This is a genomic window from Nocardia sp. CDC519 (assembly GCF_059509835.1).
The window spans coordinates 36,480-63,199 of the sequence record NZ_CM183377.1; the positions used below are offsets into that span (position 1 = coordinate 36,480).

A 26,720-nucleotide genomic window follows, 5' to 3' on the forward strand; every position below is an offset into this window, starting at 1 on the left:
CCCAACGATACCGGTTGGTCCTCACGCGCCGCGCAGCCATGAGGGTCGCGGCGCGCAGCCGCGTGCGCGTGCCTGTGCGAGGTTGCCCACGTCACAGCCTTGCCGAGCCCGCGCCGGTGGGCGTGATCACCGCTGCCGGTGGCTCGAGTAGGCCGCTAGCCCTGCCCGGGATCGGCCGCGCGCTCGATCCATTCCCAGCGCGCGACGCGCACATCCGATTCCGGTTCGCGGGCCAGACGCACCCGCAGATGACGGTCGGTGAGGTGCTCGACGACGCCGCCACCCCATTCGACGACGACCACCGCGTCATGCAGATCGGTGTCGAGGTCGAGGGCGTCGAGCTCGTCGAGCCCGCCGCCGAGGCGGTAGGCGTCCACGTGCACCAGCGCCACCGGAGCCGCGTCGCGGCGCTCTCCGGCGCGGTGCCTGCGCGCGATGATGAACGTCGGCGAGCTGACCCGCCCCTGTACCCCGAGTCCGGCGGCGATGCCTCGGGTCAGAGCGGTCTTGCCCGCGCCGAGCGGACCGTCGAGCACCACCAGATCGCCCGCGACCAGTCCCGCGGCCAGTTCACGGCCGAGCGCTTCGGTGTCGGCCACGGTGGGCAGTGTGCGTCGGTGTTCAGTCACCGGCCACCTCCGGTGTGTCGGTCGTGGTGACGACACCGGCGCGCAGCAGCAGCCGGTCCAGCGCGGCGTCGACCAGGTCGGCGAACTGCAGCTGCGGCATATGCGCCGCCTCCGGCAGTTCCACGAGTTCGGCGTCCGGCAGTTCACGGGCCAGCGCGCGGGAGTTGCGGAACGGGATCACCAGGTCGTGTCTGCCGCCCATGATCAGCACCGGGATATCGGCGAGCACCGGCAGCGCGGCCGATTCGTCGTGCAGCTCGATCGCCTTCAGGAATTTGACGATCGTCTCCACGGGGGTGCGGTCGATCATCAGGGTGGCGAACCGCGACAACGTCGGGCTCACCGAGCCGTGGAACGAGCTGACGTGCAGGATCGGCGCGATCACATGCTTGGCCGTCATCCGCCCGGTCTGCACCAGCGCCGGCGCGGTGTGCACCGCCATCCGGAACCCGTCGAGGGTGGGATTGCGCAAGAGCTGGCCCAGACCGGCGCTGGCCACCTCGGCCGCCGCCGTCGACAGCAATGCGATACCCGCCACCCGCTGGTCGAACAGCTCCGGGTGCTGGGCCGCCGCGGCCAGGATCGCCATCCCGCCGAGCGAATGCCCGACCAGCACCAGTGGCCCGTCCGGCGCCTTCGCCTCGATGACGCGCACGAGGTCGCGGCCGAGCTGACGGACCGTGCAACTGTCGGTCTCCGGCGCTCCGGAACGCCCGTGCCCACGCAGATCGAACAGCACCATCCGCACCTGCGGACCCCACCGTTGCTCGAGATGGCGGCGCTGGAAGTGAAACGATTCCATGGTGTTGCAGAAGCCGTGCACGAAGACGACGGTGACGGGGGCGGCGGCGGGGCCGCAAGTGCGGATGGCCAGCGGCACACCGTCGTCGGCGAGGACCTCGTCGGCCGCGTCGGAGTCGATCAGCGAGAAATCTTCGCCGCGATAGGGATCGCGGCCCACCGGTACCAGCACCCGCGCCCCCGCCCGGCGCAGCGCGTGCACCCCGGCCAACGCCGCGACGAGGCCCGCGGTCGCCATACCGCCGCGCAGGACGGTCACTCTGCGTTTGGTCATCGCGGGCCGCCTCGGAACCGCCGGACCACCCGGCCCCTGGGCGAACACACCACTTCGTAGTGGATGGACTCGAGCAGGTCGGCCCATTCCTGGGCGTGTGGCAGGCCGTCCTCGCCGCTGCCGAACAGGACCGCGGTATCGCCTTCGGTGACGCCGTCGAGGTTCTCGCCGAGGTCGATGACCAGCTGATCCATGCACACCCGTCCGATGCTCGGCCGCCGCGCGCCGCGCACCCAGACCTCGAAACGTCCGCCGAGCCTGCGCGAGACGCCGTCGGCGTATCCGGCCGGGATGAGCGCGACGGTGGTGTCGTGCGGAGCGATCCATTCATGGCCGTAGGAGACGCCCTCGCCGGCCGCGACCCGTTTGATCAGCGAGACCTCGGCTTGGAAGGTCATGGCCGGGCGCAGACCGAAATCGCCGAGTTCGGGGACCGGTGACAGCCCGTAGACCGCGATGCCGGGGCGCACCATGTCGAAGGCGAGATCGGGGCGGGTCAGGGTGGCCGCCGAGTTGGCCAGGTGGGTGATCTCCGGTGTCAGCCCGTATTCCTTGGCGGTGGCGATGGCCTCGACGAAACGGGCACGCTGGACGTCGATGATCGGATGGTGCGGCTCGTCGGCGTGCGCCAGATGGGAGAAGATCGCGCGGAAACGCACCACCTGCTCGTCGACGAGAGCACGCAACGCGGTGAGGACCGCGGGGTATTCGGTGACCGAGACACCGTTGCGGTTGAGGCCGGTATCCACCTTGAGAGTGAGCGTCGCCGTGCGCCCGAGCCGCCGTGCCGCCGCCTCCACACCCCGCAGCTGCGACAGCGCGGACACGCCGATTTCGATATCGGCGGCGATCGCGGCACCGTAATCGGCGTCGGAATTGTTGAGCCAGCTCAGGATCGGCGCGGTGATCCCGGCCTCGCGCAGCTGCACCGCTTCGCTGATGGTGGTGACGCCGAGTTCGGCCGCGCCCGCCGCCAGTGCGGCGCGCCCGACCTCGACCGCGCCATGGTTGTAACCGTCGGCCTTCACCACGATCATCACCGCGGCGCCGCCGGCGTGTTCACGCAGGATCCGCACGTTATGAGCAATGGCATCCAGATCGACGACCGTCTCCACTTGCGCATTCACGGTTCCCGATCCTGCCACCAACGCGGTGGCGAGGGGCGGGCGACCACCGTGCGCCGATCAGCAGGCGCCCTGGCGTCAGGAAGCGAGGGCGCGCAGCGTGCTGATCGCAGGCCGCAGGTGGTGCAGTAGCGGCGTCGCCGAGATCGGTGCGGCGGCCGGACCGTCGGCGGCGGCGAGGTTGGCTGCGAGGGCGTGCACACGCGCCGCCGCGGCGGCCGACCAACCCGGTTCCCGACCCGCTGCGAGCAGCGCGCCGATCACGCCGGACAACACGTCACCGGCACCCGCCGTCGCGGCCCAGGAACCGCCCGCCTCGTTCACCAGCACGGCCTTGCCTGGCTCGGCGACCAGCGTGGCGCGCCCCTTGAGCAGCACCGTCACCCCCCACGATTCGGCCAGTTCGCGAACCGCCGCGACCCGATCGGTGCCGAGCGGCTCTCCGGTGAGGCGCGCGAACTCGCCCGCGTGCGGGGTCAGCACCGTCGGGCCGGTGCGGTCGCGGGCCATGGCGGGGTGGTCGGCGAGCAGTGTCAGGCCGTCGGCATCGATGACCGCCGGCAGGTCGGTGGACAGGATCTGCGCCATCCGAGCCCACGCGCCGTCATCGGTGCCGGAGCCGGGGCCGAACACCCAGGACTGCACGCGGCCGGTCGAGGCGATATTGCGGGCGGCGACCACCTCCGGGTACTGCGCGAGCACCTGGTCCGCGCCGCTGCCCGCATAACGCACCATCCCGGAGGTCGCCGCCACGGCCGCCCCGGTGCACAGCACCGCCGCACCCGGATAGGCCGCGCTGCCCGCGCAGACACCGGTGACGCCCTGGCTGTACTTGTCGTCGCCGGCGCCCGGCACCGGCCATCGCGCCCCGATATCGCGCGGTTCGAGAGCCGCGAGTTCGGGCGCGGGTAGCCGTAATCCGATGGGTACCAATTCGATTCGTCCACATCGGTCCGCATTGAGCGCATGCACCGGCTTATAGGCGCCGAAGCTGACCGTCACCTGCGCCCGCACCGCCGGACCGTCGACCGCACCGGTATCGGGGTCGACCCCGCTCGGCAGATCCGCCGCGACTATCGGCGCCTCGATCCGGGACACGAGCTCCGCCGCCGGTGGCCGCAACGACCCGCGCCCGGAGATGCCGACGATGCCATCGATCACCAGATCCGGCCGGCCCACGTCGGTGCGCACCCGGCCACCGGCTTTCCGCAGCGCCGCAAGACCTTCCGCATGCGCGCGCTCCGGATTCAACAACACCGCCTCGACCGAAACACCGCGGCGCCGCAGGAACGATCCCGCCCACAGTGCGTCCCCACCGTTGTCGCCGGAGCCGACCAGCAGCGTCACCGACCGCCCCGCGACACCCCCGGTGCGCGCCCGCAGCTCCCCCGCGACGACGGTCGCCAGACCGTAAGCCGCCCGCCGCATCGGCACCCCGGCCGCGACCCTGGTGAACAGTTCCGCCTCGGCCGCCCGGACCGCGTCGACCGAGTAATAGCCCCGCTGCGAACACATCGGACACGCACCTCCACTGGTTGCTCGGGCCGCGACTTCCGCAGACTACGCTTGATCATCATGCCTACGCCGCGTCGTCACGCCACCGTCATCGCCACCGGATTCGTCCTCGCGGCGGCGCTACTGTCCGGCTGCGGCTCCGACGACGAGCCCGCCTCCGCGCCGACGACCACCGCGACTCCGGCCGCCACCTCCGCCCCCGCCGCGGACAACGGCCAGGCCCAGACCTTCGTCGTCGAAGTCGACGATATGACGTTCTCCCCCGCCGACCTCACCATCTCCGTCGGTGACACCGTCACCTGGAAGTTCTCCGATGACGTCGTGCACGGCGTGCAGGGCATCGGCGACAAGGCGATGGGCATCAACAGCCCGCTGTTCACCGAGGGCGAGTGGAGCCACACCTTCACCACCGCGGGATCGTTCCGGTACCTGTGCCCCATCCATCCCGAGATGCGCGGCACCATCACGGTGCAGTAGGCCTCACACCGGACGATATTCGCGGGTACGCGGGCTCCCCGCGTTCAGCGCTTCGACGGCCGAAACCAGCGGCGCCAGCTCGGGATTCGCGGCCGCCTGGCGCAGCGCGCTCGTCAGAGCCGCGTCATGGGTGGGGCGGGCTCGCGCCAGCAACTCGAGACCCGCCGGCGTGACGTCGGTGTAGATGCCGCGCCGATCGTCCGGGCACAGGTACCGCTGCAACAGGCCGCGATCCTCCAACCGGGAGACCAGCCGCGTCGTCGCGCTCTGACTCAGCACGACCGCCTCGGCGACCTGATTCATCCGCAGATGCCCGCCGGGCCCGTCGTGCTGCCGGGACAACACCACCAGCAGCGAATACTCGCGCACGCTGAGGTCGTGCCCGGTCTGCAAGGCGCGCTCGATATGCGCCTCGATGCGGTCGTGCAGCAGCGACAGCGCGTACCAGCCATCGGCGAGGCCGGTGAGAGCTGCTCGCCCTGACCCTCGGGGCGTTCGCCATCGGCACAACCGAATTCATCGTGGTGGGGCTGCTGCCCGACATCGCGGCCGATTACACGGTGTCCATCCCGACCGCGGGCCTGCTGGTCACCGGTTACGCGCTCGGCGTCGTCGCGGACGCGCCGGTGATGACGGGGCTCGGTACCCGCGTCTCCCGCAAACGCATGCTGCTCGCATCACTGCTGCTACTGATCGCCGGAAACCTGCTGTCGGCCGTGGCACCGAGCTTCGCGCTCATGCTGACCGGGCGGATCGTCGCCTCGCTCGCGCACGGCGCGTTCTTCGGTATCGGCGCGGTGGTCGCGGGCAGTCTGGTCGCCGCCGACCGCAAGGCCGGCGCCATCGCCATCATGTTCACCGGCCTCACCGCCGCGACCGTGGTCGGCGTACCGCTGGGCACTCTGCTCGGCCAGCAGTTCGGCTGGCGGCTCACCTTCGCACTGGTGGCCGTGATCGGTGTGATCGGGCTGATCGGCGTCGCCGCGCTGGTGCCAGATCAGGCAGCACCGAGCGATGCCCGGCTGCGCTCGGAATTCTCCGCGCTCGCCAATCCACAGGTGCTGCTCGCCATGGCCATGACGGTGCTCGGGTTCGGCGGCGTGTTCGCGGCGATCACCTATCTCGCGCCGATGATGACCGAGGTGAGCGGCTATGCCGAGGGCTCGGTGACCTGGCTGCTCGTCCTGTTCGGCCTCGGCATGTTCGCAGGCAATCTGATCGGTGGCCGCTACGCCGACCGGCACCTCATGCCCATGCTGTACGTCTCGCTCGGCCTGCTCGCCGCCGTGCTCGGGCTGTTCACGCTCACCGCGCACAGCAAGCCGCTGGCCGCCGTCACCGTGGTGCTGATCGGCGCGCTCGGATTCGCCACCGTGCCGCCTTTGCAGAAGCGCGTCCTGGATCAGGCGGCGGGTGCTCCCACGCTGGCCTCGGCGATCAATATCGGCGCGTTCAACCTGGGCAACGCACTGGCCGCATGGCTCGGCGGGATCGTGATCTCCGCGGGTCTCGGGTACACCGCGCCGAACTGGGTGGGCGCACTGCTCGCTGTGAGTGCACTGGGGTTGGCCGTCGCGTCCGCGACTCTGGAACGCCGGAACGGGCCGGCGACGCCGCTACCCAGCACGGGCGACGCGCTCGATTCAGCGTCCGCCGACCTGGTGGCCCCTGTGCGATAGCACCCGCGAGTGCGCTGTACCGCTGCCGGACAGACGTCGACCCGGACCACTCACGGCCCGGGTCGATGTCTTACGTTCGGCGGTTTATTCGACCGTGACCGATTTCGCCAGGTTGCGCGGCTTGTCGACGTCGTACCCACGCGCCTGCGCCACCTCGGCGGCGAAGATCTGCAAGGGGACCGTCGACAGCAGCGGCTGGAACAACGTCGGCGCGGACGGGATCTCGATGAGATCGTCGGCGAACGGGCGCACCGTATCGTCGCCCTCCTCCGCGATGACGATGGTGCGTGCCCCACGCGCTTGGATCTCGCGGATATTGCTCAGCAGCTTCGAGTGCAGCACCGCACGCCCCTTCGGCGACGGCATCACCACGATCACCGGCAGGCCGTCTTCGATCAGCGCGATCGGACCGTGCTTGAGCTCACCCGCCGCGAAACCCTCCGCGTGCATGTACGCCAGCTCCTTGAGCTTGAGCGCACCCTCGAGCGCCACCGGATATCCGACGTGGCGGCCGAGGAACAGCACCGTCGGCACCTTCGCCAGCTCACGCGCGATCGCGCGCACCTGCGGCGCCGTCTCCAGCACCCGCGCGACCAGCTTCGGCATGGCTTCCAGCTCGGCGAACTCGCGCGCCACCTCGTCGGGATACTTGGTGCCGCGCGCCTGCGCCAACGCCAGCCCGACCAGGTAGTTGGCCGTCACCTGCGCCAGGAACGCCTTGGTCGAGGCGACGCCGATCTCCGGCCCGGCCCTGGTGTAGAGCACCGCGTCGGATTCGCGGGGGATCTGCGCGCCGTTGGTATTGCAGATGGCCAGCACGCGCGCCTTCTGTTCCTTGGCGTGGCGCACCGCTTCCAGCGTGTCGGCGGTCTCGCCGGACTGCGAGATCGCCACCACCAGTGTGGAGCGGTCCAGCACCGGGTCGCGGTAGCGGAATTCGCTGGCCAGCTCCACCTCGACGGGCAAGCGAGTCCAATGCTCGATCGCGTACTTGGCCAGCAGGCCCGAGTGATAGGCGCTCCCGCACGCGACGACGAAGACCTTGTCGACGTCACGCAGCTCCTGATCGGCCAGGCGCTGCTCGTCGAGCACGATGCGTCCCGACCCGCCCTGGCCGGTGTCGAAATGCCCCATCAGGGTGTCGGCGACCGCGGCGGGCTGCTCCTCGATCTCCTTGAGCATGAAGTAATCGTGTCCGCCCTTTTCGGCGGCGGCCAGATCCCAGTCGATGGTGAACGGCCTGGTGCGCGAGCCCGCGTCGTTACCGGCGAAGTCGGTGACCCGGTAGCTGTCGCGGGTGATCACCACCGCCTGATCCTGGCCCAGCTCGACAGCCTCGCGGGTGTGCTCGATGAAGGCCGTCACGTCCGAGGCGATGAACATCTCGCCCTTGCCCACACCCACGACCAGCGGGGTGGACCGGCGCGCGGCAATGATCTTGTCCGGATGTTCGGCGTGCGTGAAGACCAGCGTGAACGCGCCCTCGAGGCGGCGCAGCACCGCCAGCGCGCTCGCTTCGAAATCACCCGCTGTCGGGCCCTCGGCGTAGGCGCGCGCCACCAGATGCACCGCGACCTCGGTGTCGGTGTCGCTACGCAGCTCCACCCCGGCGTCCTCGAGTTCGCGACGCAGCGGCGCGAAATTCTCGATGATGCCGTTGTGCACCACGGCGACCGAGCCGGCCTCGTCCCGGTGCGGGTGCGCGTTGCGATCGGTCGGCGCGCCGTGCGTCGCCCAGCGGGTGTGCCCCATGCCGGTGCTTCCCGCGAACGCGTCCGGGCCGGCCTCGCCCAGCTCAGCCTCCAGATTCGCGAGGCGACCGGCCTTGCGTTCCACCGCGATGGCGCCCGCTCCGTCGAGGATCGCGACGCCCGCCGAGTCGTACCCGCGATACTCCATGCGGCGCAACGCGTCGACGACGACGCCGAGAGCATCCCGGTACCCGACGTACCCCACGATTCCGCACATGGCTCACCAGAGTACTTATCGGATAACGTTCACGTCGTGTCGGCGTCTGTGAAATCCCTCCTGAGCACCCTGACCAGCCGCGGCCCGCACCGGGTGCTGCGCGGCAACCTGGCCATCGCGGGCCAGCCCGGCGTCGTGTACACCCCCGAATCGGGCCGCAACCTACCCGCCGTGGCGTTCGGCCACGGCTGGATGAGCGGCTCCGACCACTACCGGTCGCTGCTGGAACACCTGGCGTCCTGGGGTTTCGTCACCGCCGCCCCCGATACCGAACGCGGCCCCATTCCGTCGCACGTCGGCCTGGCCACCGACCTGCTCACCACCCTCGACATCTGCGCGGGCGTGCGCCTCGGCGACGGCGCGATCAGCGTCCACCCCGACAAACTGGTCCTGGCCGGCCACGCCATGGGCGCGGGCGCGGCCGTCATCGCCGCCGCCCAGCGCCGGGTAGCCGCCGTAGCCGCCCTCTTCCCGGCCCCCACCGCCCCGTCCGCGGAGTCCATCGCCGCCGACATCGACACCCCCGCCCTCATCCTCGCCGGCGCCACCGACCTGCGCTCCACCAACTCCAACGCCATCCCACTGGCGGCGGCCTGGGGCGGCCCGATGCTCCTGCGCACCATCGACAAGGCTTCCGCCGACGGCCTGCCCGAAGGCCGCCGTTTGATGACGCTCCTCGGCGCGGGCAAACACGAACACAAAACCGCCCGCACCACCCGAGCCCTGCTCACCGGGTACTTGCTCGCCACCGTCCTGGGCGACAAGACTTACTCAGCCTTCGCCGACCCCGAAGCCGCCATCCCCCACACCCACCTCATCGACCCCCACGCCGACGAGGTGCCCGTCGAGAAACCGAGCCCGGCGAAGTTGGGCCAGTTGGCGGCGTTGCTGCGGAAGTAGGGCGGTGCGAGCTTCTCGGCGCCCGGCATCGCCCAGCGATCAGCCTCATCTCGCGCCAGCCGCCTGGCTTGAATCCGCCCCCGTAATCTCGCAGTCCCCTCGTGGGCGACCCACGCTCAGCTCGAATTCGTCCCGCTCGCCCTGTGGTAGCAGGCCGACCAGACCACCGCCGACGACTGATACATCAGCGTGGAACCCCGTCGGCTTTCACCGCGCTGATGTGCCTCGTCACGTCTTCGATCGAACGCCGCCCGGCTAGCTACACCAACCAACTCTTCCGCTGGTAGTACTGCGCCTCTTCGTCGTCCTCGTCGATCGGCGCGACCACATCCTTGGACCGCCGGGCCTGCATCGATCGGGCGATGGCATCCCGCTGTTCCCGAGCCTCGGCCTCGATCCGTTCGCGTTCTTCGGCGGCCAGGCGCTCCCTCTCGGCCTCCGCCTCCGCAGCTTCGCGGTCTTTTTCCGCCTCGGCCGAGGCCTGCTCGAGTTTGGCTGCCGTTTCTTCCCAGAACTGACGCATTTCCCTGGCGGACTTCTCGGCGAGTTCCCGCCCCTTGGCCGCCGTGCGCTGGTTTATCTCCGCCAAATCTTCCTGCAACCGCGCGGATTGCCACTTGGCTTCCTCGACGATCCGTTCCATCTCCGCCCGGTAGTTCACCATGGCCATCCTCCTCGAGTTTCACGCTGCACGCGGGGCACATGCGTCACAGTGGGCCTGCCTCGGAAAGCTCGGCACCGGTGTCGAACGGCTGCGGCGGTTCAGGTGGTTGCGGCGGTACGGGCGGGGCGGGGGGCACAGGTTCCGGTTCCGGGACGGGAATGGGCCCGGGCACGAATCCGGGCTCGATCCCTTCGCCTTCGGATTCGGGATAGTCCTGAGGCTTGTGCTCGCCGTCCTCTTCCCGTTTGCCACCGGGCACGCCGCGCGGCATCGACCCGCTACCCGACTGCCCCTCACTCTGCTCGGAGCCGTCTCCCTGCTCGCCCTCTGGCTTCGCCTCGCCGGTTTCGCCTTCTGTCCCGACGACAACCGGGAGGCCTTGCTCGTTGAGTTCGACCTTGTAGTCGGTGGTCGTGCCGTCCGGCTCGGTGACGACCATCTTCAGTTGGCCATCAGGACCCATCTCCAGCTTCACCTGTTTACCGGCGAGATCGAGTCCCTTGTCTTCATCCGGCTTTCCGTCGCCGTCCTTGTCGTTATCGGGCACACCGTCGCCGTCCGCGTCCACCAGACCCGACGCGTTCGCTTGTAGCTGTTGCAGCGCACCGTCGACTCCCTCGGTAATCGCACCGGCCAGCGAACTCAGTCCGTCCCCTACCGCCGATGCGACGGTCGTGATCAACGGAGAAAGTTCCGTCGCGACGTCTGCTAATGCCGCAAGGCCACTGACGAGGGAGTCAGTTGTTGAATCGTCGTCCTCTTCCTCTTCCGTTGAGGGGGTGCTCGGAGTACTGGGAGTCGATGGTGTGCTCGGGGTGCTCGGCGTGCTCGGAGTACTTGGTGTAGACGGTGTGCTCGGTTGACTGGGCGTGCTTGCCTTCGGCGTCCCCGCAGGGCACGGATACGGCCTGTCCGACAGGCCACTGAACGAGTCCGTGATCGCCTTGTAGGCGTCCTTGACCAGGCCGTCTGTCTTGTCACAAGCCTCGATGAATTTCGCTACCTTGTCCGGGTAGTCCTTTTTGAAAACATCATCGATCCATTGCCGACAGCGCGCCTTCACTTTCTCGTGATGGTCGCCCGCAAACAATTGGGTGACGCCAACGACAGGCATAATCGCGGATGATCCGATATCGATGACTCGTTCAGCCTTGTCCCAGCCATCGTTAAGATCCGGAAAAATCCTATTGAGCCGGCTCAGCAGTGTCGAACCCCAAAGCTCATGCGAAACGCCCATATCACGACCAGCAATAATATGATGCACATCATCTGGAGATTTTCCATCGATCCTCAGATGTGTCCCGTTCTCCAGAATTTGAAGAACAACATCGGCCTTGATCTTGACCGCCGCGCGGAGCGCCTCAGGAGCTTTGTCCAGCGCGTCGTACACGTGCTGGACCACTTCGATATCGCCCTGCGCCAGGGTCAACTGTTCGCTGATCATACTTGACGCGGACGTTGCCGATTCGCCTTGCCAAATCGACGGCAGCGTCTGAGCGAATCCCTGCTGAGCAGTCAGCTGCTCCCGAGCCTTGCCCAGAACCTCTTTGATCGCGTCGGCTGCGTTCTGGATTTTGCTTTCATCGAGGTCACGTTGTTCGTCGTGCCGTTGGGCCAGCTTCCCATACTCAGGGACACCGACTGCTTCGGCCTCCACTTTTTTGTACAACGGGCCAAAGTGCTCGAAATAGAGCAAACTTCTAGAGGAAATCTCCAATAGTTCCTTGACGCTCGCGCCCGCAGGAACCGAGAACACTCGATCTTCAGCCAATGGGATCAGCTCCCAGCCTGGGTAGTATTAGCAGCGTTCTCTGCGTCTACGTTGGAAACCTTCACTACCGTCGCGCCTATTGCTTCACCCGTGAGTGTTCCAGCCTCGGCCCAGTCCTCCAGCCATTTCTTTACGGCCTCCAGACCGGCTTGAATATCCTTACCTTCTTGGCCATAATGCGCGCCAACCACAGATGGGCCCACCAAATTGTCGGCCACCTTTTTGACCTGATCCTTGATCACCGCAGCCGAGCTGCCGAAATCGTTCCCCAGTTTCCCCAGCTCACCGGTCTTGACCCCGACCGTGGACCCCGATTCCGTCGTCATCGACCAGTCCCCTCCGTCCCTGCTCCTCGTTCACGACCCGAACCGTGCTCGGGGTCGAGTGCTGTCTACTAGGTTTCGACGCACCCGACCCCGGTTCGGTTCCATCGGATCTCGGCCGGTTGGGACGAGATCGCTTGCCGGGAAATCTACTGGGCTCGGCGGGGCAGGGCCAAGCGCGGGCGAACGCCCCTACTTCTCCCCCAACCGCCCCTCATCGGTCTTCCTCCACTCCCCCGACCCATCCGGATTCCGGTGGTACTCCCATGCCGCGTAGTCGCCGTCGTCTTCCACCACTGTGACGTGGTCGGCGTAGCCGTCGAGGTCGGTGTCGGTCCAGACGTGCATGCCGTCGTCGTCGGTGGTGGTGATGGAGTCGAGGATGCCGTCGCCGTTGATGTCCTGGGTGGGGCTGTCGAGTTCGACGGCGCCCAGGCCGTCCAGGGACGAGGATGCGTCGATGTCGGGCAGATCGAGGCCGGGGAATTCACCCGAGCTGATCATGGCTCCTCCTGAAACGGGGCTCGTGTGGGGCGCGGTCACCAGCCGAATGGCGGACGGCTCCATCCTGTCATCCGTGTGCGGTCGCCGTCGAGTGCGTTGCCGCCGCAAGTGTTCGGCAGCGAGTGGGGCGACCGTGCTGTACGAGCCGGCGGCCGCGCACATGGTTCACGCGGCCGCCGTTCAGGAGTATGTGCGCCTACTTCTTGGGGATGATGATCCACAGCACCAGGTAGAGCAGGAACTGCGGTCCGGGCAGCAGGCAGGACAGTACGAAGGCCAGGCGGACGATGCCTGCGTTCCACCCGAAGTATTCGGCGATGCCGCCGCAGACTCCGGCGATCCACTTGTCGCTGGTGGAGCGGGTGAAACGGCGTGCGGGTGCGGTCATGGGAACTCTCCTCGGTGTCGATCGCTACCTCATCCACTGTCCGCGAATCCGGCCGCCGTGGCATCGGTCCCGGTACTGATACCCACCCTGATTTCCGCAGGGCCCGGACTCAGGGTGTCCACCGACACACGGCACACTCGTGCAGGTGAGCACCACTCTGCACGCGCGCGGCCTGTCCGCCGAACACGGCGAACGCACCTTGTTCAGCGGTCTGGACCTGACGCTCGCGCCGGGCGATGTGATCGGCCTCGTCGGCGTGAACGGCGCGGGCAAGTCGACGCTGTTGCGCATGCTGGCCGATCGCAGGGCGCCGTCGGGCTCCATCACCCTCAGCCCGCCGGACGCGACCATCGGCTACCTCGCGCAGGAACCCGAACGTATCCCCGGCGAGACGGTGCTCGAATTCCTCGGCCGCAGAACCGGCGTGACGGCCGCGCAGCAGGCCATGGACGCGGCCGCGGAACGCCTGGCCGACGGTGGCGACGACGAGTACTCACCCGCCCTCGAACACTGGCTCGCCCTCGGCGGTGCCGACCTGGATCAACGGGCACTGGAGGTGGCCGGCGAGCTCGGCCTGGCCGAGAGCCTGCCCAATGGTCTCGACACCCCGATGACGGGCCTGTCCGGCGGCCAGGCCGCGCGTGCGGGCTTGGCCTCGGTCCTGTTGTCCCGCTTCGACATTCTCTTGCTTGACGAACCGACGAACGACCTGGACCTGGACGGTTTGGCCCGCCTGGAGCAGTTCGTGACCGGCGTGCGGGTTCCGCTCATGGTGATCAGCCACGATCGAGAATTCCTGGCCCGCACGGTCAATCGGATCATCGAACTGGACCTGCCGCAGCAACGAGTCGACGTGTACGACGGCGGTTACGAGGCCTTCCTTGCCGAACGCGAGATCGCCCGCAAGCATGCCCGCGAAGCCTACGAGGAATTCGCCGACACCAAGGCGAATCTGGAGGCAAGGGCGCAGATGCAACGCAACTGGCTCGAACACGGTGTGCGTAACGCGCGCCGCAAATCCCGGGTCGATTCCGACAAAGCGGGCCGGAAGATGCGCGCGGAATCCACGGAGAAGCAGGCCGCCAAGGCCAGGCAGACCCAACGACGGATCGAACGGCTGGAGGTGGTCGAGGAGCCGCGCAAGGAATGGGAGCTGCGGATGACGATCGCCGCCGCACCACGCAGCGGTTCCGTGGTGGCCACCCTCTCCGAGGCGACGGTGCGTCGCGGAGATTTCCGGCTCGGCCCGATCACCACGCAGCTCGATTGGGCCGACCGCATCGTGCTGACCGGCGCGAACGGCGCGGGCAAGTCAACGTTGATCGCCCTGCTGCTGGGAAAGTTGCTGCCGGACAGCGGAACCGCCTCGCTCGGGTCGGGCGTCGAAATCGGCGAGGTCGATCAGGCCCGCGGCCTCTTCCGCGGCGAGTCCACCCTCGCGCACACCTTCGGCGCCGAAATGCCCGACTGGCCCGACGCCGACGTGCGCACCCTTCTCGCCAAGTTCGGCCTCCGCGGCCCGCACGTCCAGCGCCCCTGCGAAACCCTGTCCCCCGGCGAACGCACCCGTGCCGCACTGGCCCTGCTCCAGGCGCGGGGCACCAACCTGCTCGTCCTCGACGAACCCACCAACCACCTCGACCTGCCCGCCATCGAACAACTCGAGCAGGCGATCGACTCCTTCACCGGCACCATGCTGCTGGTCACCCACGACCGCCGCATGCTCGACTCGGTGCGCGCCACCCGCCGCTGGCACCTGGCGGATGGGCGGTTGTCGGAGAGCTGACGCAGCCACCCGGGCTGCCCGCGGCTGACACACGTCCTAGGATCGACACGATTGACCGATCGGACGGGGGAAGGCTGGCTGGATGCGTGAGGGTGAGGTCTTCGCCGGCTACACGATCGACCGGCAACTGGGTCGCGGCGGCATGGGCGCGGTCTACCTGGCCAGGCACCCGCGGCTGCCGCGCCGCATCGCGCTGAAGCTGCTGAACGAGGAACTGTTCTCCGACAAGGAACTTCGGGCCCGGTTCGAACGCGAAGCCGACCTGGTCGCGCAGCTCGACCATCCCAATATCGTCACCGTCTACGACCGCGGCGCCGACGACGGCAGGCTGTGGATCTCGATGCAGTATGTCGACGGCGTCGACGCGGCGACCGTGGATCCGCAGATACTGCCCCCGGCGCGCGCGGTGCAGATCGTCGCCGAAACGGCCAAGGCACTCGACTTCGCGCACAGCAGAGGCGTGCTGCACCGCGACGTCAAACCGGCGAACATCCTGCTCGCCAACGGCGGCAACGGCCAGGAACGGGTGTTCCTCACCGATTTCGGGATCGCCCGCATCGCAGGCGAGGCGAACCGGCTCACCCAAACGGGCACCTTCACAGCCACACTCGCCTATGCCTCCCCTGAGCAGTTGACCGGCGCCGACATGGACGGGCGCTCGGACCAGTACTCGCTCGCCTGCACCCTGTACTGGCTGCTGGCCGGCAACGCGCCCTTCGAATCCACCCACCCGGCAACCGTCATCCAGGGACACCTGCAACGGCAGCCGCCGCCTGTGTCGACCGCCCGGGCGGGGCTGCCGCCTGCCCTCGATGCCGTGCTGGCCCGTGCGATGGCGAAGCGGCCGGCCGGCCGGTTCGCCTCGTGTTCCGAGTTCGCGGAGACGGCTCGGCGAGCGCTGTCCGGTGAGACGCCGCAATTCGCATCGGCACCTGCCCCCACCATGGCACCGTCGCCCGCGGCACCGATGCCGGTGGCACGACCGCTCGGCACGGGGCCGGTCAATGCGTATCCGGGGCCCGTCCCTGGGCAGCAGGGACACATCCCGCATGCCGCGCTTCCCTATCCTCGTCCGCAGCCTCGCCGTTCGAATGTGGGATGGATCGTCGGGCTGTGCCTCACGCTCGTCATCATCATCGTCGCTGGTATCGGGACCGCGGTGGCGATCGCGAACCGTGACAAGACCCCGCCGCAACGCCATCTCGAACAGATGCGCCTGGCTTTCCCCAGCCTGCTGCCGCCCGGCGAGATTCCGGCCGGGCAGACGTGGGGGCAGGGCACCGGCTTCGATGGCATGGGCTGCAGCGCGCAAGTGATGCGGGGGGGATACGACCTGCACTGGTTCTTCATCAATGGTGCCGCTCCGGATATGGGCGACCCCACCGCCTACTGGGAATGCGGCTACGCCAACAGCTACATGATCCCGGAAGACAATATTCGCTGGCCCGACATACGAATCTTCCAATACGAATCGGCCTCTGACGTTCGGCGAGTTCTCCAAGGCCTCGGTGCGCTGCCCGTCGAGGAAGACCTCAACAACAACGGCAAGCGATACTCCAACACCAAGGCCGGTTCGGAACCGAAGTCGGCCCCTCGGATCGCGACGACCTTCCCGAACGATCCGGCGCGCGAGAATATGCTGGTCTACTCCTACGGCCTCGGCGCGCCCAACGATCCGTCGATGGATCAGCTACTCGAATGGTGGAAGAAACTGCCGCTCGACTGATTCGGGCGTCGATCCCGCCGCATGCCTGGTGTAGGCCAGCCCAACCCGGAGGCGAGGTCGAGTCCAGGCGTGAGCCTCCGGCCGAGTGGGAGTCGGAGGGTCACGCCTGGGCACACCGCTTACGCGCCGGTGAATCGACCGTTGGTAATCGCGGTGGTGAAGGTTCGCCAAACACTCGGAGCGAAAGCGAGAGCGGGGCCCATCGGGTTCTTGGAGTCGCGGACGCCCACGAAGTCGTTGCCGAGGAATGCGACCTCGACGCATTCGCCGGCGCCCTGGCTGTAGGTGCTCTTGAACCAGTGGGCAGATGCTAGGTCGATACTCATTCCAAGTACTCCTTCGCTACCTGCCGTAGCAGGCTCCTGCTTGTCACAGCATCCAGAGTTCGATCGAGAATGCTGTCGTACGTTTGACGGTAGCACGCAACATCTTCCGGCTTCTCGAGATAGAGATTGCCCACGGTACTACCTTCGATGAAGACAACCGGCGGATCGACAAGCTTGCCCGCTGGCCCCTTTCCGAAGTCCAGAATCACGCAGGGACCTACCGCGAGCCCAGTTGGAAATCCTGCACTGAACGGGAGTATACGCAGCTCGACGTTCTCGAGCGTGGAAATGTCAGCCAGCCGCCGAAGCTGAGACGCCATCACCTTTGGCCCACCGTTGATCCTGCGCAACGCTGCCTCTCCGACGATGGCATGCACAGAGATTGGCCGACGCTTCCGTGTAACGATGTTCTGGCGCCGCAACTTCAGCTGCACCAACGCATTCTGATGCTCTTCACTGGCGTTGGGGTAGGCGACGTGGTTGAGCGCTCGCACATAGTCGGCAGTCTGGAACAAGCCGGGCACGAGCTCTGGCTGATATGTGGTGACTCCGATGGCGGCGGACTCCAGCCCGAAGTACACATCGAACCCCCTGGGTATGAGATGTCCGAATTCGTGCCACCAGCTCTTCACATTGTCCTGCTGGGCCAAACCCAAGTACGCCGCAGCGAGTTCTTCTGGAACCTCATACAGTTCGCATGCGGCCTCGACGTGGCTGATGTTGATCCGACTGTTCTGGCCGTGTTCCAACCGATACAAGCTGCTAGCGCCAATGCCCAGTAGCTCGGCTGCCTGCGACAAGCTGAACCCGACGCGCGTGCGCCAGTCCATCAGGTAGTGGCCGAGTCGGCGTCGCGGCAAAGTAGATCCGGTGTCCTGCATGGAGTCCTCCCCATCGAGGGCGGGCCGTTCGACCCGCGAAACGGGTAGAGCAAGGGCACTGCCACGGGAGAAATGCTGGGCGTTTACGCAATCCGAGCCGGACGGCCCCACATCGACCACATATGCCCCGGGCAGATGGTTCGCTGATGCTCGCCCGATGCCGCCCCCGAAGAATCCAACCTCAAGGTACCAGCATCGGCAGCCAGCGGAAACGCTTATCCCAGAACCTGATCGGAGCCCGATGGAGTGGAGGTCATATGCACTGAACCCGGCCGTTCGAACCGGCCGTTCCGAACGCGGTGACCGCGCACTGTCAGAAGTAGGCGTCTTCTTCCTTCTCGCGCAGGGTCCGTACACCGTCATCGAGCCACCTGCTGAACGCGCTCGTGAAATCCTGTGGTTGCGCGGGGCGCACGTCGAGATGAGTGCGATTGCGGTGCTCGAGGTAGCGGCCGTCGCCGGTGATGTCGTACCACTGCATGGCCCGGAAACGGCTGTGCGGAGCATGGAAATTGCCGAGCCGGAGGATCGCATTGCCACCACCATCGGCAGGTCGAAGCGCCAGCCGCTCGAAGCGCTGACGCTCGCGCGTGTGGGCATCGTCGCCGAAATAGCCAGTGTCCGAAGGTGGTTTGAGGTCCTGAAGGTCGAACTGGGCGGGCCGTTCACTACCGGGCGAACAAGGTGGAATGGACGCCGTGAGCGCGGTGGGAAGTTGGTCCGCACGGATCAGCTGAGCGCGGATGTCGCCGAATTCCTCGCCGATGGCGGTCTGGCTGAGTATCACGGCATAGGAGTAGTTGCGGGCGCCGACGATACGCAGGTCCTTACGGGTGCGGCCGTCGCTGTTGCGGTGCACCTTCGAACCGAAGAAGATTTCGATCCGCATCTCGCAGTTCGCCAGGGTGTGTTTGAGCAGGTCGATGCGCTCGCGTTCGTCGCCGGTGTATTGGGCGCGGACAGCGGCGCGGTGGGCCTCGAAGGCGTTGATGGTCGCGAAGCGGCTGCGATAGCGCAGCGGCGGAGGCATCCGGTCATTACCTTCGTCGTACCAGAGGGCGGCGAATGTGTCCGGCTCCCATGTCCAGGCCATGCGAATGAAATCCATTCCAGTAGTGCGAAATTCGGGAGGAGATCGAGTGCTCGGAGGATCGGGCCGTTGATTCGCCGCGTCGACCGGTGTGCGGCCGGGACCACTGATACAGGTCCCGGCCGGCCGTCATGCGTCGAGCCACTCGATGGTCGGTCTCGGTGTAGAGAGCGTCCGCATCGCCGCATCAGCAGTCGTACCGATCTGCTGTGCAGTTCTGCGGCACACCGCGCTCCGATCAGGTCTGTGGCGGCCCATCTGCCGGGCGGGCTGCGGGAATATCGGCTCCGAGCACACCGCCGGGGATCGTCCGGGGCTCATCACCCAGCAGTTCGCGAGCGTTCTCCTCATTGATGAGCCAGTCAGGCGTCTTACGGTCGGACTCGTTTTCGTTTCCGCCACCACGTCCGGCGCCGGGTGCACCCATCATCGGCATCCCGCCCCGTCCCATACCCGAACCTGCCCCGCCGCCTGCACCCGCCGCCGCGGCCGCGGGCATACCGGTCACCGGCGTGCCCGCGACGCTGCGTCCAGCGCCCGGAACACCGGCACCGGGCAGACCGGTCGAACCCGACGAACCGCCCGAACCGCCACCGGAGCCGGGGAAGCCGCCACCCGAGCCGGGCAACCCCGAGGTCGACGCCGCGGATGTCGTCGGACTGGTAGGTGCGCTGCTCGGCACGGCGCTTGCAGGAGTCGTGGACGTGGGGTCGGTCGAGGACGGAGTGGTGGTGGTGTCGTCTGTCGTCGAGTCGTCCGCTGTTTCGTCCTCGGTCCCTTCCTCGGTTCCGGGCACTTCCTCCTCGCCGGTTCCGTCTTCGCCGCCGGTTCCTCCGCCGGTACCGCCGCCACCGCCAGTGCCGCCACCACCGTTGCCGCCGCCGTTGCCGTCGCCACCGCCTGTGCCGTCGTCGGGGGGTAGTTCCCCGACGGCAACCGGATCGCGTGGCTGGGGCAGAACCGGAATCGTCGCGTCGACAAGCAGCGCCTTGGCGGTGTAGGCCGCTTGGACGTGCTTCTGAGCCGCCTCCTCCGCGTCACCGTCCTTATCGCCGTCCCACCAGTCGCCGGGGTTCCACGGGCTCTGCGGGTCGTCGGTGAACGGGGTCATGTTCTTCTTGGTGTTGAGGACCGCGTCCACCATGTCGCCGACCCGCGTGCTCAAGGCGTTCAAAGCAGGCGTCAGATTCGTTGCGTCGGTGGCGTAATCGGAAATCGCCTGCCGTGAAGCCTGCGCAGCGGGGCCATCCCAGGCCGATTCGCTGGAACGGCGAATCCGGGCAGCGAACAGGGTGACGTTCTGCTCCCATTCCCTGGCGATGGTCGCGTAGTCGTCCTTGGCGATATTTGCCTCGGACGGATCCATTGCCTCAAATGTGTCGTGAAGAGTGATATGCGACTCTTTCACCACGTACTCAGCGTCTTTGAGCCGCCGTTCCTCGTGTCCGAAGGTCTCGGTCATTTCTTCCCCTGCATACCCTGCGGTATCGAGGCCATCGCCTGGTTGTACTCGGCCGCGAAGGTGCTGTCGGTCTGCTGATAGCGTTCAGCGATCACCCGGTGGAGTTCCTGGATGCTGTCGACGATCTGGTAGTGGCGCTCCAAGATCGCGTGCACGTTGTTGCCGTTGAAATCGTTTTGGGCCTTGCCCCGAAAAGACTGCACCACCGTATTTCCAGTGATGATCCACGGGACACCCTCACCCAGACCCCACTTTTCGCGACCGGAAATGTCCGTCGCGATGGTTTGCAGGTTTTGGATCGTGTCTTTCATGGCCTGACAGTCGCGGTCGATATAGACGAACTCCTCGGCATTGACCCGGACGCTGTCGTTGAACGATACCGACACCTGGCCCTCCCTGGCCGCGTCGATGATGTCCTGCATCGGCCGCTTATTCTCTTCGGTCACGGTCGAGTCCCCTCCCTGCTCGCGGTACAGATTCTCACACTCACGCCCCTGCCGGGATCAACGGCAAAACCTTGCCTGCCAGTCGCAATACGATGTCGCACGCGGGCTCGTGCCCCGTCTTCCGACGTGAGTTGGGGTTATCGACCATGATCTCGAGGCTGCCGCCCTCCATCTGCGCGTTCAACCGGCATTGCGTCGTATCCCCAGCATCATCGGGCGCATAGAGCACGGTGCGACCGCTGACGGTTCCCTCTTGAGTACCGGGATTGGCCTTCTCCCGGATCATCTCCAACGTCAGGTTAGTGGCGCTGATGCTTGTCCCGTATCCGTCCGAGACGACCCAACGACAACCACGCCACTTGATCTTCCCGCGCTGCATATTGTCCTTCGACGCCTCGCCCCCCGTCGAATGCAACCCCTCCGAGTCAAGCACCTCCTGCGGAATATCCTCACAAGGCGCGAACCCGCTCGGTACATCCTCGGCAATGGACTGCCCGGCAGCGGACGTTCCCGCCGACCCTCCCGCCGGCTCGGCCGTCCCATCGGTCGACGACCCACACCCCGCCAGCACCATTACCGCACTCAGCCCGGCCGCCACGGCATACGCCGACTTGCGCATGAGATTCATCATTCCCCTAAGCCGATGCCCGATACCTGCTGTACGCCGGGCCCGGACCGGCTCCTCCGCCCCCGCGAAAACTACCGTTGACCGTATCGGGCACCAGTCCAGCTGGCAACCGGCGAACCGGTTCGGCCCGGCGCGAACCGCTCACCGGTTTTCCATGCACGGATCCTGCGCATGCCCACCCCGATCCGGGGGATTACCCGCTGGGCGTGCCGGGCGAGTTCGCGATAACTGTTCGACGATCGTGTCGAGATCGACCTCCGGACGGCAGTACCGGCTACGGAAATCCTCACCCACCTGCCGTGGATCCATGGCGAGCGAGCGCGGGTCCACGCTGCTCGTTCAGCTCGGCGCCGGCCACCATCTCGAGCTCCTCCCCGTCAACGCCCTGCACATTTTGCCCGAGAGGCGATATCAGAATTCCCGCGCACATGCTGAAACGGATACTTCTGGTTCGGCCGCGTCGGCTCACCGCGCCAGGAAATGCCACCCGAGCCAGATCCACAGTGGGAGGGTGAGCAAGCGAGCGGTTCGGGTGCGAAGGGCCAGGGCTACGACGAGGGTGGGGTTGCGCGCGGAGGAACGCTCCGAGGCCATAGGTCGCAGGATACGGCCGACTGGCTAGGTTGAGTGGGTGAGTTCTACTGAAGGCATGGTGCGGGTCCTCGCGCACGAGGCGGAACCGGAGTTCGCGCTGGGTCTCGATACCCGCCTGACCCTCGTCGCCACCGGCCTGATCTTCCTGTCGGCGCTGGTCCTGGGCACGTGGAAGTACCACGGCATCCGCACCTCGCCCGACGGTGCCGCGCACATCTACGTCGACATCGCGCACCGCGCGGCCCTCATGTATGCCTTCGCCGGCCTGATCCTGGCGGTGTTCACCGAGCTCAGCGCCTGGCCGACGGCGGTGAACCTGACCGCAGACGCGATCGTGCTCGCGTTCTTCGCCGGCGCCATCGCCACCTACGCCTGGCACGGGTACCGGCGCGACACCACCAACCAGTTCCACGGCGATATCGACCCGAGCATGCGGCTGTCGATGTTCGCCCTCATCGCCGGTGAGATCGGCGGCTTCCTGGTGCTGTTCGCAGGCTTCCTCGTCGGCCAGTTCTGACGATCCTCAGACCGCGGCGACTCGTTTGGCGAGATCCTCGGCCAGTTGCTCAGCGCGAGCGAGGTCGGTGGCTTCCACCATTACCCGGATGAGCTGCTCGGTTCCGCTGGGCCGCAACAGGACCCGGCCCGAATCGGCAAGCGAGCGTTCGGCTTCGGCGACGGCGTCGAGGACGTCGGTCGCGGCCATCACCGCTGCCTTGTCGCTGACCGGCACATTCACCAGAATCTGCGGCACGGTCTGCAACACCGACGCCAGGTCGGCCAGGGTGCGGCCGGTGGCGGCCATGCGGGCCATGAGTTTGAGGCCGGTGAGGATGCCGTCACCAGTGGTGCCGTGGGCCGGGAGCACCACGTGGCCGGACTGTTCGCCGCCGAGGGTGAAGTGCCCGCGGCGCAGCTCCTCGAGCACATAGCGGTCGCCGACAGCGGTGGTGCGCACGGTGATTCCGGCCTCGCGCATAGCGATGTGCAGGCCGAGGTTGCTCATCACGGTGGCGACCAGAGTGTTCTCGGCGAGTTCGCCGGCATCGCGCATGGCCAGCGCGAGGATCGCGAGGATAGCGTCACCGTCGACGACATTGCCCGCGGCGTCGACGGCCAGGCACCGGTCGGCATCGCCGTCGTGGGCAAGGCCGAGGTCCGCACCGTGTTCGCGGACCGCGCTCCGCACCTGGTCGAGGTGGGTGGAGCCGCACCCGTCGTTGATATTGAGGCCGTCGGGGTCGGCGTTGATCGCGATGACGTTCGCGCCCGCTTCCCGGTACGCGGCCGGGCCCACCTCGGAGGCGGCGCCGTGCGCGCAATCGACCACCACGGTGAGCCCGTTGAGCTCCTGCCCGGTGGCCTCCACCAGATGCTCGACATAACGCTCATGCGTTCCGGCGACGCTGTACTGATCGGGAAGGGCGAACCCGTGATCGCGCACACCGGTCGAGCCGAGGACCCGGCCGATTCCGGCACCGGTGGGGCGCACCGGAGGCTCGTTCATGAGGGCCTCGATCCGGTCCTCGATAGCGTCGTCGAGCTTGCGCCCACCGGCGGCGAAGATCTTGATCCCGTTGTCGGGCATGGGATTATGCGAGGCGGAGATCATCACGCCGAGGCACGCGTCGTAGAGGCCGGTGAGATAGGCGACCGCGGGCGTCGGCAGCACGCCGACCGACAGCACATCGACCCCGGCGGCGGTGAGCCCCGCGGTGACGGCGGCTTCCAGCATCTCCCCGCTGGCCCGCGGATCGCGCCCGACCACAGCCAGCGCGCGCTTCTTGCCGCGACTCAGAATCTGCGCCGCCGCGCCGGACACGCGCAGCGCCAATTCCGGAGTCAGCGACTCATTGGCCAGTCCGCGAACCCCATCGGTGCCGAACAGACGTCCCATACCTCGTCCCTCGATCGATGCAACCTGCCGCGTCCGCGCCCGCCCCACGAACGCCGCCCTTCCATACAGCACGAGAGCAGGCGCCCAGCGATGCTGGATGCCTGCTCTCGTACAGGTGCCGCGCCGACCGTACCGCTTCCGGCACCAGCACGGTGCCGGAAGCGTGCAGTCGACGATGCGAAAATCAGCGCTTCGAGTACTGAGGCGCCTTACGGGCCTTCTTCAGACCGTACTTCTTGCGCTCGGTGGCACGCGGGTCACGAGTCAGGAAGCCGGCCCGCTTCAGGGCGGGACGATCCTCGGGGGTGACCTCGATCAGCGCACGGGCGATGGCCAGACGCAGCGCGCCGGCCTGGCCCGACGGGCCGCCGCCGACCAGGCGGGCGTGTACGTCGAAGCTCTCGGTGCGCTCGACGGTGACCAGCGGGGACTTCACCAGCTGCTGGTGCACCTTGTTCGGGAAGTAATCCTCGATGGTGCGGCCGTTGAGCACGAAGTTACCGGTGCCAGGCAGCAGCCGGACGCGGACGACGGCTTCCTTGCGGCGGCCGACGGTCTGCACCGGACGGTCGATGACCACCGGGCTGTAGGTCGCCTCGGAGTCGTAACCGGCCTCTTCGTAACCGGCGCCGTCCTCGACCACCTCGACGGTGGTGTCCTCGGCGGTGTATTCCTCGTTGAATTCCTCGGGAGCGGTCACTGGGCCACCTGCTTGATCTCGAACGGAACGGGCTGCTGGGCGGCGTGCGGGTGGTTCGGGCCCGCGTAGACCTTCAGCTTGCCCGCGATCGCGTTACCGAGCTTGTTCTTCGGGATCATGCCCTTGACGGCCTTCTCCACGAGACGATCGGGCCGCGACTCCAGCACCTGACCGACAGTGCGCGACTTGAGGCCGCCCGGATGCCCGGAGTGGTGGTGGATGAGCTTGTCCTGCTTCTTGTTACCGCTGATGGCAACCTTGTCAGCGTTGATGATGATGACGAAATCGCCACCATCGACGTGCGGAGCGTAGGTCGGCTTGTGCTTGCCACGCAGCAGATTCGCTGCCTGAACGGCAAGACGGCCGAGCACTACGTCAGTGGCGTCGATGACGTACCACTTACGGGTCACGTCACCCGCCTTCGGGCTGTACGTAGGCACAGTGCTTCCCTGTCTGTCGTCGGTGCTGCCGGCCCGGTGTGTGGTCGAGGTTGTTCCCGGCGGCCGGTTGAGACCCGGGCCTCGGCATGCCACACACCAGCTGGCCACGATACCAGTCGGGTATGGGTGCGGCGAAACCGGAGCGTACGCCCCGGCCGCCGCGGTGGCTCAGATCTCGAGCGGTGGCCCGAAGTCGGCTGCTCCCGGCGGGCCGGGCACCAGGTAGCGCAGGGTGTTGACGCCGGGTTGCTCGCATTCGGCGGGCAGCGTGCCGCGCACCGCTGCGATGCCCGACGGCGGTTCCAGGATCGCTTCCGGGGTGAGTGAGCAGGCCACCGGTTCCACGCTGGTGCCGGCGACTGCGGCGAACTCGGCAGCCCCCGCCTCCGACGACATCGCGAAGGCAACGAGCGCGACCGCACCGGCCGCTGCCTGGGCTCCGAAGAGGTTTCCCTTCATCTTGTCCCACACCTTGCCCTTATCACGGTCGGGGTGGTCGTCGTGATCTCGACTCTGCGGCGCAGCCGGCGGAGCTTGCGGAGCCGGCCGCGCGTCGGACGCGGGCGCACCGCTCATCTCCGGCGGCCGGGTGAACCGGCTCGCGGCCGGCTCCGCGCCCGGCGCAGCGCTGTGCCGCCCCCGGCCATCGGTCATCGGCGGCCGGTCCCGCATCTGGGGCGCGGGCGGTGGCGGCCCCTGCTGCATCGGTGGACGTTGCGCACCCGGTGGTTGCTGCGGCGGGCGGGCAGCCTGCGGACTCTGTTGCGGCGGCGCCGGGCGCGACGGCGGCGGCGCGGGCTGGGCAGGCCTGCCGCCGGGCTCCGGTTCGCCCCCATCGCTCTCGCTCAACACCAGATGCGCGGCCCCGAGCACGAGCGCGTGCATGGGATGGTCGGCGCTGTGCAGCCGCTGGCCGAGGTGGTTCTGGAAGGCCAGCCGGATCGGATCGTTGAAGCAGACGTTTCCGGCCAGCAGCACCGTCGAGGTATCGGCGCCGATCGCCCGCGCGGCCGCCATGACCTCGATGACGGCGTCGTCGGCGGAGCGGGCGTCGCGGGTGGCCTCGGGCGGGATGGCGACGTCGACCGATTCGGTGGGCTGTTCGTCGTCGGCGTGCACCGCGACCACCAGCATGGTGCGCCCATCGGAATAGACGCCGGTGGCGCCGACGCCGCGGGGATTCATCCGGTCGGGCGGGCGGACCAGCCCGAGCGCGCGCACATACCCCGACAGCGCGACCGACTCCGGCAGCGGTTCGACGGTGACGTCGAGCTGCTCGACCAGTTCGCAGTAGGTGTCGACCTTCTCGTCCGGCCAGCCGTCCGGGTACGGCAGCGCGACCACGTCGGGCTTGCCGCGCAAATACTTGCCGACCGCGGCCAGCGGGTTGTACAGCCGCGCCCGGAACACCAGCTCGGCAGGCCAGGTGGCACCGGCGATGACGATCTGCGGATGCCCGAGGATGTCGCGCACATCGGCGATGGCCATGCCGAGATCGGGCCGCTGCCGGTCCAACCCTGCGGTATGCAGCCTGCCGGAGGCGTCCGCCAGCAGATATGCGGGAGTGGTGTAGCTACCCTCGACCTGGACCGGGCGGATCGGGGTGCCCCCACCGCCTGCGGCCACGGACACCACATCCCACCCGAGATGTATTGCCCCTACTCGCACCGTCACAGGCATCAGTGTGCCTGCTGTGCGCGCGACACGCTCGGCGCACCGGCAGACCG

General features: G+C 67.4%; 28 protein-coding genes. 6 read left to right on the top strand and 22 right to left on the bottom strand.

The features are described 5' to 3' along the window. Positions 1-155: 155 nt before the first annotated feature. The 4 genes from tsaE to AC5W7N_RS00210 form a co-directional block, all read right to left on the bottom strand. Positions 156-629 carry a tRNA (adenosine(37)-N6)-threonylcarbamoyltransferase complex ATPase subunit type 1 TsaE gene (tsaE, locus tag AC5W7N_RS00195; protein ID WP_495922991.1) on the bottom strand — a complete coding sequence of 158 codons (474 nt, stop codon included), beginning with the start codon at positions 627-629 and terminating at the stop codon, positions 156-158. Then, positions 622-1,704, bottom strand: coding sequence for an alpha/beta fold hydrolase (locus AC5W7N_RS00200; protein ID WP_495922992.1), 1,083 nt, complete (start codon positions 1,702-1,704; stop codon positions 622-624). Before AC5W7N_RS00200 ends, tsaE begins: the two co-directional genes overlap by 8 nt. Continuing rightward, positions 1,701-2,831, bottom strand: coding sequence for an alanine racemase (gene alr, locus AC5W7N_RS00205; RefSeq protein WP_495922993.1), 1,131 nt, complete (start codon positions 2,829-2,831; stop codon positions 1,701-1,703). The genes AC5W7N_RS00200 and alr overlap by 4 nt, the downstream gene beginning before the upstream one ends. Before the next feature lie 75 nt (positions 2,832-2,906). After that, positions 2,907-4,343 (bottom strand): NAD(P)H-hydrate dehydratase, encoded by a 1,437-nt coding sequence (locus tag AC5W7N_RS00210; protein WP_495922994.1) that lies wholly within the window; start codon positions 4,341-4,343, stop codon positions 2,907-2,909. A gap of 60 nt (positions 4,344-4,403) precedes the next feature. On the opposite strand from AC5W7N_RS00210, the gene AC5W7N_RS00215 reads away from it, so the two are divergent. After that, positions 4,404-4,820: a plastocyanin/azurin family copper-binding protein gene (locus AC5W7N_RS00215; protein WP_228806638.1), complete on the top strand. Its 417-nt coding sequence runs from the start codon at positions 4,404-4,406 to the stop codon at positions 4,818-4,820. Positions 4,821-4,823: 3 nt separating this feature from the next. Here AC5W7N_RS00215 and AC5W7N_RS00220 read toward each other — a convergent pair whose 3' ends face one another. After that, positions 4,824-5,330 (bottom strand): MarR family winged helix-turn-helix transcriptional regulator, encoded by a 507-nt coding sequence (locus AC5W7N_RS00220; RefSeq protein WP_194991211.1) that lies wholly within the window; start codon positions 5,328-5,330, stop codon positions 4,824-4,826. A gap of 11 nt (positions 5,331-5,341) precedes the next feature. Here AC5W7N_RS00220 and AC5W7N_RS00225 point away from each other — a divergent pair, with 11 nt between their 5' ends. Further along, positions 5,342-6,499 carry an MFS transporter gene (locus AC5W7N_RS00225; RefSeq protein ID WP_495922996.1) on the top strand — a complete coding sequence of 386 codons (1,158 nt, stop codon included), beginning with the start codon at positions 5,342-5,344 and terminating at the stop codon, positions 6,497-6,499. A gap of 84 nt (positions 6,500-6,583) precedes the next feature. Here the strand turns inward: AC5W7N_RS00225 and glmS are convergent, their stop codons facing one another. Further along, positions 6,584-8,467: a glutamine--fructose-6-phosphate transaminase (isomerizing) gene (gene glmS / locus AC5W7N_RS00230; RefSeq protein ID WP_195020663.1), complete on the bottom strand. Its 1,884-nt coding sequence runs from the start codon at positions 8,465-8,467 to the stop codon at positions 6,584-6,586. A gap of 36 nt (positions 8,468-8,503) precedes the next feature. Between glmS and AC5W7N_RS00235 the strand changes: the two genes are divergently transcribed. Beyond that, complete coding sequence (locus tag AC5W7N_RS00235) at positions 8,504-9,367, top strand: poly(ethylene terephthalate) hydrolase family protein (protein ID WP_195020662.1); 864 nt, start codon at positions 8,504-8,506, stop codon at positions 9,365-9,367. A gap of 259 nt (positions 9,368-9,626) precedes the next feature. On the opposite strand, the gene AC5W7N_RS00240 is transcribed toward AC5W7N_RS00235, so the two are convergent. The 5 genes from AC5W7N_RS00240 to AC5W7N_RS00260 form a co-directional block, all read right to left on the bottom strand. After that, complete coding sequence (locus AC5W7N_RS00240; RefSeq protein WP_194992297.1) at positions 9,627-10,031, bottom strand: hypothetical protein; 405 nt, start codon at positions 10,029-10,031, stop codon at positions 9,627-9,629. Positions 10,032-10,074: 43 nt separating this feature from the next. Further along, complete coding sequence (locus tag AC5W7N_RS00245; RefSeq protein WP_195020661.1) at positions 10,075-11,802, bottom strand: hypothetical protein; 1,728 nt, start codon at positions 11,800-11,802, stop codon at positions 10,075-10,077. Between the two features lie 5 nt (positions 11,803-11,807). After that, entirely contained in the window at positions 11,808-12,128 is a 321-nt protein-coding gene (locus AC5W7N_RS00250; RefSeq protein WP_195020660.1) for a hypothetical protein, read from the bottom strand. A gap of 189 nt (positions 12,129-12,317) precedes the next feature. Beyond that, on the bottom strand, positions 12,318-12,629 hold the full coding sequence (locus tag AC5W7N_RS00255; protein ID WP_163814584.1) for a DUF6802 family protein: 312 nt from the start codon (positions 12,627-12,629) through the stop codon (positions 12,318-12,320). A gap of 196 nt (positions 12,630-12,825) precedes the next feature. After that, positions 12,826-13,017, bottom strand: a complete 192-nt coding sequence (locus AC5W7N_RS00260) for a PspC domain-containing protein (protein ID WP_163814583.1) — start codon at positions 13,015-13,017, stop codon at positions 12,826-12,828. Between the two features lie 145 nt (positions 13,018-13,162). On the opposite strand from AC5W7N_RS00260, the gene AC5W7N_RS00265 reads away from it, so the two are divergent. Then, positions 13,163-14,803: an ABC-F family ATP-binding cassette domain-containing protein gene (locus AC5W7N_RS00265; RefSeq protein ID WP_195020659.1), complete on the top strand. Its 1,641-nt coding sequence runs from the start codon at positions 13,163-13,165 to the stop codon at positions 14,801-14,803. Between the two features lie 82 nt (positions 14,804-14,885). Then, positions 14,886-16,529 carry a serine/threonine-protein kinase gene (locus tag AC5W7N_RS00270; RefSeq protein WP_195020658.1) on the top strand — a complete coding sequence of 548 codons (1,644 nt, stop codon included), beginning with the start codon at positions 14,886-14,888 and terminating at the stop codon, positions 16,527-16,529. Between the two features lie 119 nt (positions 16,530-16,648). Here the strand turns inward: AC5W7N_RS00270 and AC5W7N_RS00275 are convergent, their stop codons facing one another. The 7 genes from AC5W7N_RS00275 to AC5W7N_RS00305 form a co-directional block, all read right to left on the bottom strand. After that, entirely contained in the window at positions 16,649-16,855 is a 207-nt protein-coding gene (locus AC5W7N_RS00275) for a DUF397 domain-containing protein (RefSeq protein ID WP_194990458.1), read from the bottom strand. Continuing rightward, positions 16,852-17,736, bottom strand: coding sequence for a helix-turn-helix domain-containing protein (locus tag AC5W7N_RS00280; RefSeq protein WP_194990457.1), 885 nt, complete (start codon positions 17,734-17,736; stop codon positions 16,852-16,854). Before AC5W7N_RS00280 ends, AC5W7N_RS00275 begins: the two co-directional genes overlap by 4 nt. A 313-nt stretch (positions 17,737-18,049) precedes the next feature. Then, positions 18,050-18,844 (bottom strand): ESX secretion-associated protein EspG, encoded by a 795-nt coding sequence (locus AC5W7N_RS00285; RefSeq protein ID WP_195020657.1) that lies wholly within the window; start codon positions 18,842-18,844, stop codon positions 18,050-18,052. A gap of 220 nt (positions 18,845-19,064) precedes the next feature. Further along, a complete protein-coding gene (locus AC5W7N_RS00290; protein ID WP_495922998.1) occupies positions 19,065-20,192 on the bottom strand; it encodes a WXG100 family type VII secretion target in 1,128 nt (375 codons plus the stop codon). 92 nt (positions 20,193-20,284) lie between these two features. After that, positions 20,285-20,734 (bottom strand): hypothetical protein, encoded by a 450-nt coding sequence (locus AC5W7N_RS00295; protein WP_280499691.1) that lies wholly within the window; start codon positions 20,732-20,734, stop codon positions 20,285-20,287. 40 nt (positions 20,735-20,774) lie between these two features. Then, complete coding sequence (locus AC5W7N_RS00300) at positions 20,775-21,365, bottom strand: DUF3558 domain-containing protein (protein ID WP_195020655.1); 591 nt, start codon at positions 21,363-21,365, stop codon at positions 20,775-20,777. Between the two features lie 462 nt (positions 21,366-21,827). Continuing rightward, the gene (locus tag AC5W7N_RS00305) at positions 21,828-21,956 is read right to left on the bottom strand and encodes a DUF6186 family protein (RefSeq protein ID WP_228806394.1); all 129 of its coding nucleotides are present in this window, start codon (positions 21,954-21,956) and stop codon (positions 21,828-21,830) included. A gap of 55 nt (positions 21,957-22,011) precedes the next feature. On the opposite strand from AC5W7N_RS00305, the gene AC5W7N_RS00310 reads away from it, so the two are divergent. Further along, positions 22,012-22,473: a hypothetical protein gene (locus tag AC5W7N_RS00310; RefSeq protein WP_194990462.1), complete on the top strand. Its 462-nt coding sequence runs from the start codon at positions 22,012-22,014 to the stop codon at positions 22,471-22,473. 6 nt (positions 22,474-22,479) lie between these two features. On the opposite strand, the gene glmM is transcribed toward AC5W7N_RS00310, so the two are convergent. The 4 genes from glmM to AC5W7N_RS00330 form a co-directional block, all read right to left on the bottom strand. Further along, positions 22,480-23,853 (bottom strand): phosphoglucosamine mutase, encoded by a 1,374-nt coding sequence (glmM, locus tag AC5W7N_RS00315; protein WP_163814573.1) that lies wholly within the window; start codon positions 23,851-23,853, stop codon positions 22,480-22,482. 184 nt (positions 23,854-24,037) lie between these two features. Continuing rightward, positions 24,038-24,553: a 30S ribosomal protein S9 gene (rpsI, locus tag AC5W7N_RS00320; RefSeq protein WP_163814572.1), complete on the bottom strand. Its 516-nt coding sequence runs from the start codon at positions 24,551-24,553 to the stop codon at positions 24,038-24,040. Then, positions 24,550-24,993 (bottom strand): 50S ribosomal protein L13, encoded by a 444-nt coding sequence (rplM, locus tag AC5W7N_RS00325; RefSeq protein ID WP_036533407.1) that lies wholly within the window; start codon positions 24,991-24,993, stop codon positions 24,550-24,552. The genes rpsI and rplM overlap by 4 nt, the downstream gene beginning before the upstream one ends. 168 nt (positions 24,994-25,161) lie before the next feature. Continuing rightward, positions 25,162-26,673 carry a hypothetical protein gene (locus AC5W7N_RS00330; RefSeq protein WP_228806393.1) on the bottom strand — a complete coding sequence of 504 codons (1,512 nt, stop codon included), beginning with the start codon at positions 26,671-26,673 and terminating at the stop codon, positions 25,162-25,164. Positions 26,674-26,720 lie beyond the last annotated feature (47 nt).

Excerpts from the sequence above, each read along its gene's own strand:
- AC5W7N_RS00200 (WP_495922992.1), bottom strand. The coding sequence starts at position 1,704 with ATGACCAAACGCAGAGTGACCGTCCTGCGCGGCGGTATGGCGACCGCG.
- AC5W7N_RS00210 (WP_495922994.1), bottom strand. The coding sequence starts at position 4,343 with ATGTGTTCGCAGCGGGGCTATTACTCGGTCGACGCGGTCCGGGCGGCC.
- AC5W7N_RS00215 (WP_228806638.1), top strand. The coding sequence starts at position 4,404 with ATGCCTACGCCGCGTCGTCACGCCACCGTCATCGCCACCGGATTCGTC.
- glmS (WP_195020663.1), bottom strand. The coding sequence starts at position 8,467 with ATGTGCGGAATCGTGGGGTACGTCGGGTACCGGGATGCTCTCGGCGTC.
- AC5W7N_RS00240 (WP_194992297.1), bottom strand. The coding sequence starts at position 10,031 with ATGGTGAACTACCGGGCGGAGATGGAACGGATCGTCGAGGAAGCCAAG.
- AC5W7N_RS00250 (WP_195020660.1), bottom strand. The coding sequence starts at position 12,128 with ATGACGACGGAATCGGGGTCCACGGTCGGGGTCAAGACCGGTGAGCTG.
- AC5W7N_RS00255 (WP_163814584.1), bottom strand. The coding sequence starts at position 12,629 with ATGATCAGCTCGGGTGAATTCCCCGGCCTCGATCTGCCCGACATCGAC.
- AC5W7N_RS00260 (WP_163814583.1), bottom strand. The coding sequence starts at position 13,017 with ATGACCGCACCCGCACGCCGTTTCACCCGCTCCACCAGCGACAAGTGG.
- AC5W7N_RS00270 (WP_195020658.1), top strand. The coding sequence starts at position 14,886 with ATGCGTGAGGGTGAGGTCTTCGCCGGCTACACGATCGACCGGCAACTG.
- AC5W7N_RS00275 (WP_194990458.1), bottom strand. The coding sequence starts at position 16,855 with ATGAGTATCGACCTAGCATCTGCCCACTGGTTCAAGAGCACCTACAGC.
- AC5W7N_RS00280 (WP_194990457.1), bottom strand. The coding sequence starts at position 17,736 with ATGCAGGACACCGGATCTACTTTGCCGCGACGCCGACTCGGCCACTAC.
- AC5W7N_RS00285 (WP_195020657.1), bottom strand. The coding sequence starts at position 18,844 with ATGGATTTCATTCGCATGGCCTGGACATGGGAGCCGGACACATTCGCC.
- AC5W7N_RS00290 (WP_495922998.1), bottom strand. The coding sequence starts at position 20,192 with ATGGATCCGTCCGAGGCAAATATCGCCAAGGACGACTACGCGACCATC.
- AC5W7N_RS00300 (WP_195020655.1), bottom strand. The coding sequence starts at position 21,365 with ATGATGAATCTCATGCGCAAGTCGGCGTATGCCGTGGCGGCCGGGCTG.
- AC5W7N_RS00305 (WP_228806394.1), bottom strand. The coding sequence starts at position 21,956 with ATGGCCTCGGAGCGTTCCTCCGCGCGCAACCCCACCCTCGTCGTAGCC.
- AC5W7N_RS00310 (WP_194990462.1), top strand. The coding sequence starts at position 22,012 with ATGGTGCGGGTCCTCGCGCACGAGGCGGAACCGGAGTTCGCGCTGGGT.
- glmM (WP_163814573.1), bottom strand. The coding sequence starts at position 23,853 with ATGGGACGTCTGTTCGGCACCGATGGGGTTCGCGGACTGGCCAATGAG.
- AC5W7N_RS00330 (WP_228806393.1), bottom strand. The coding sequence starts at position 26,673 with ATGCCTGTGACGGTGCGAGTAGGGGCAATACATCTCGGGTGGGATGTG.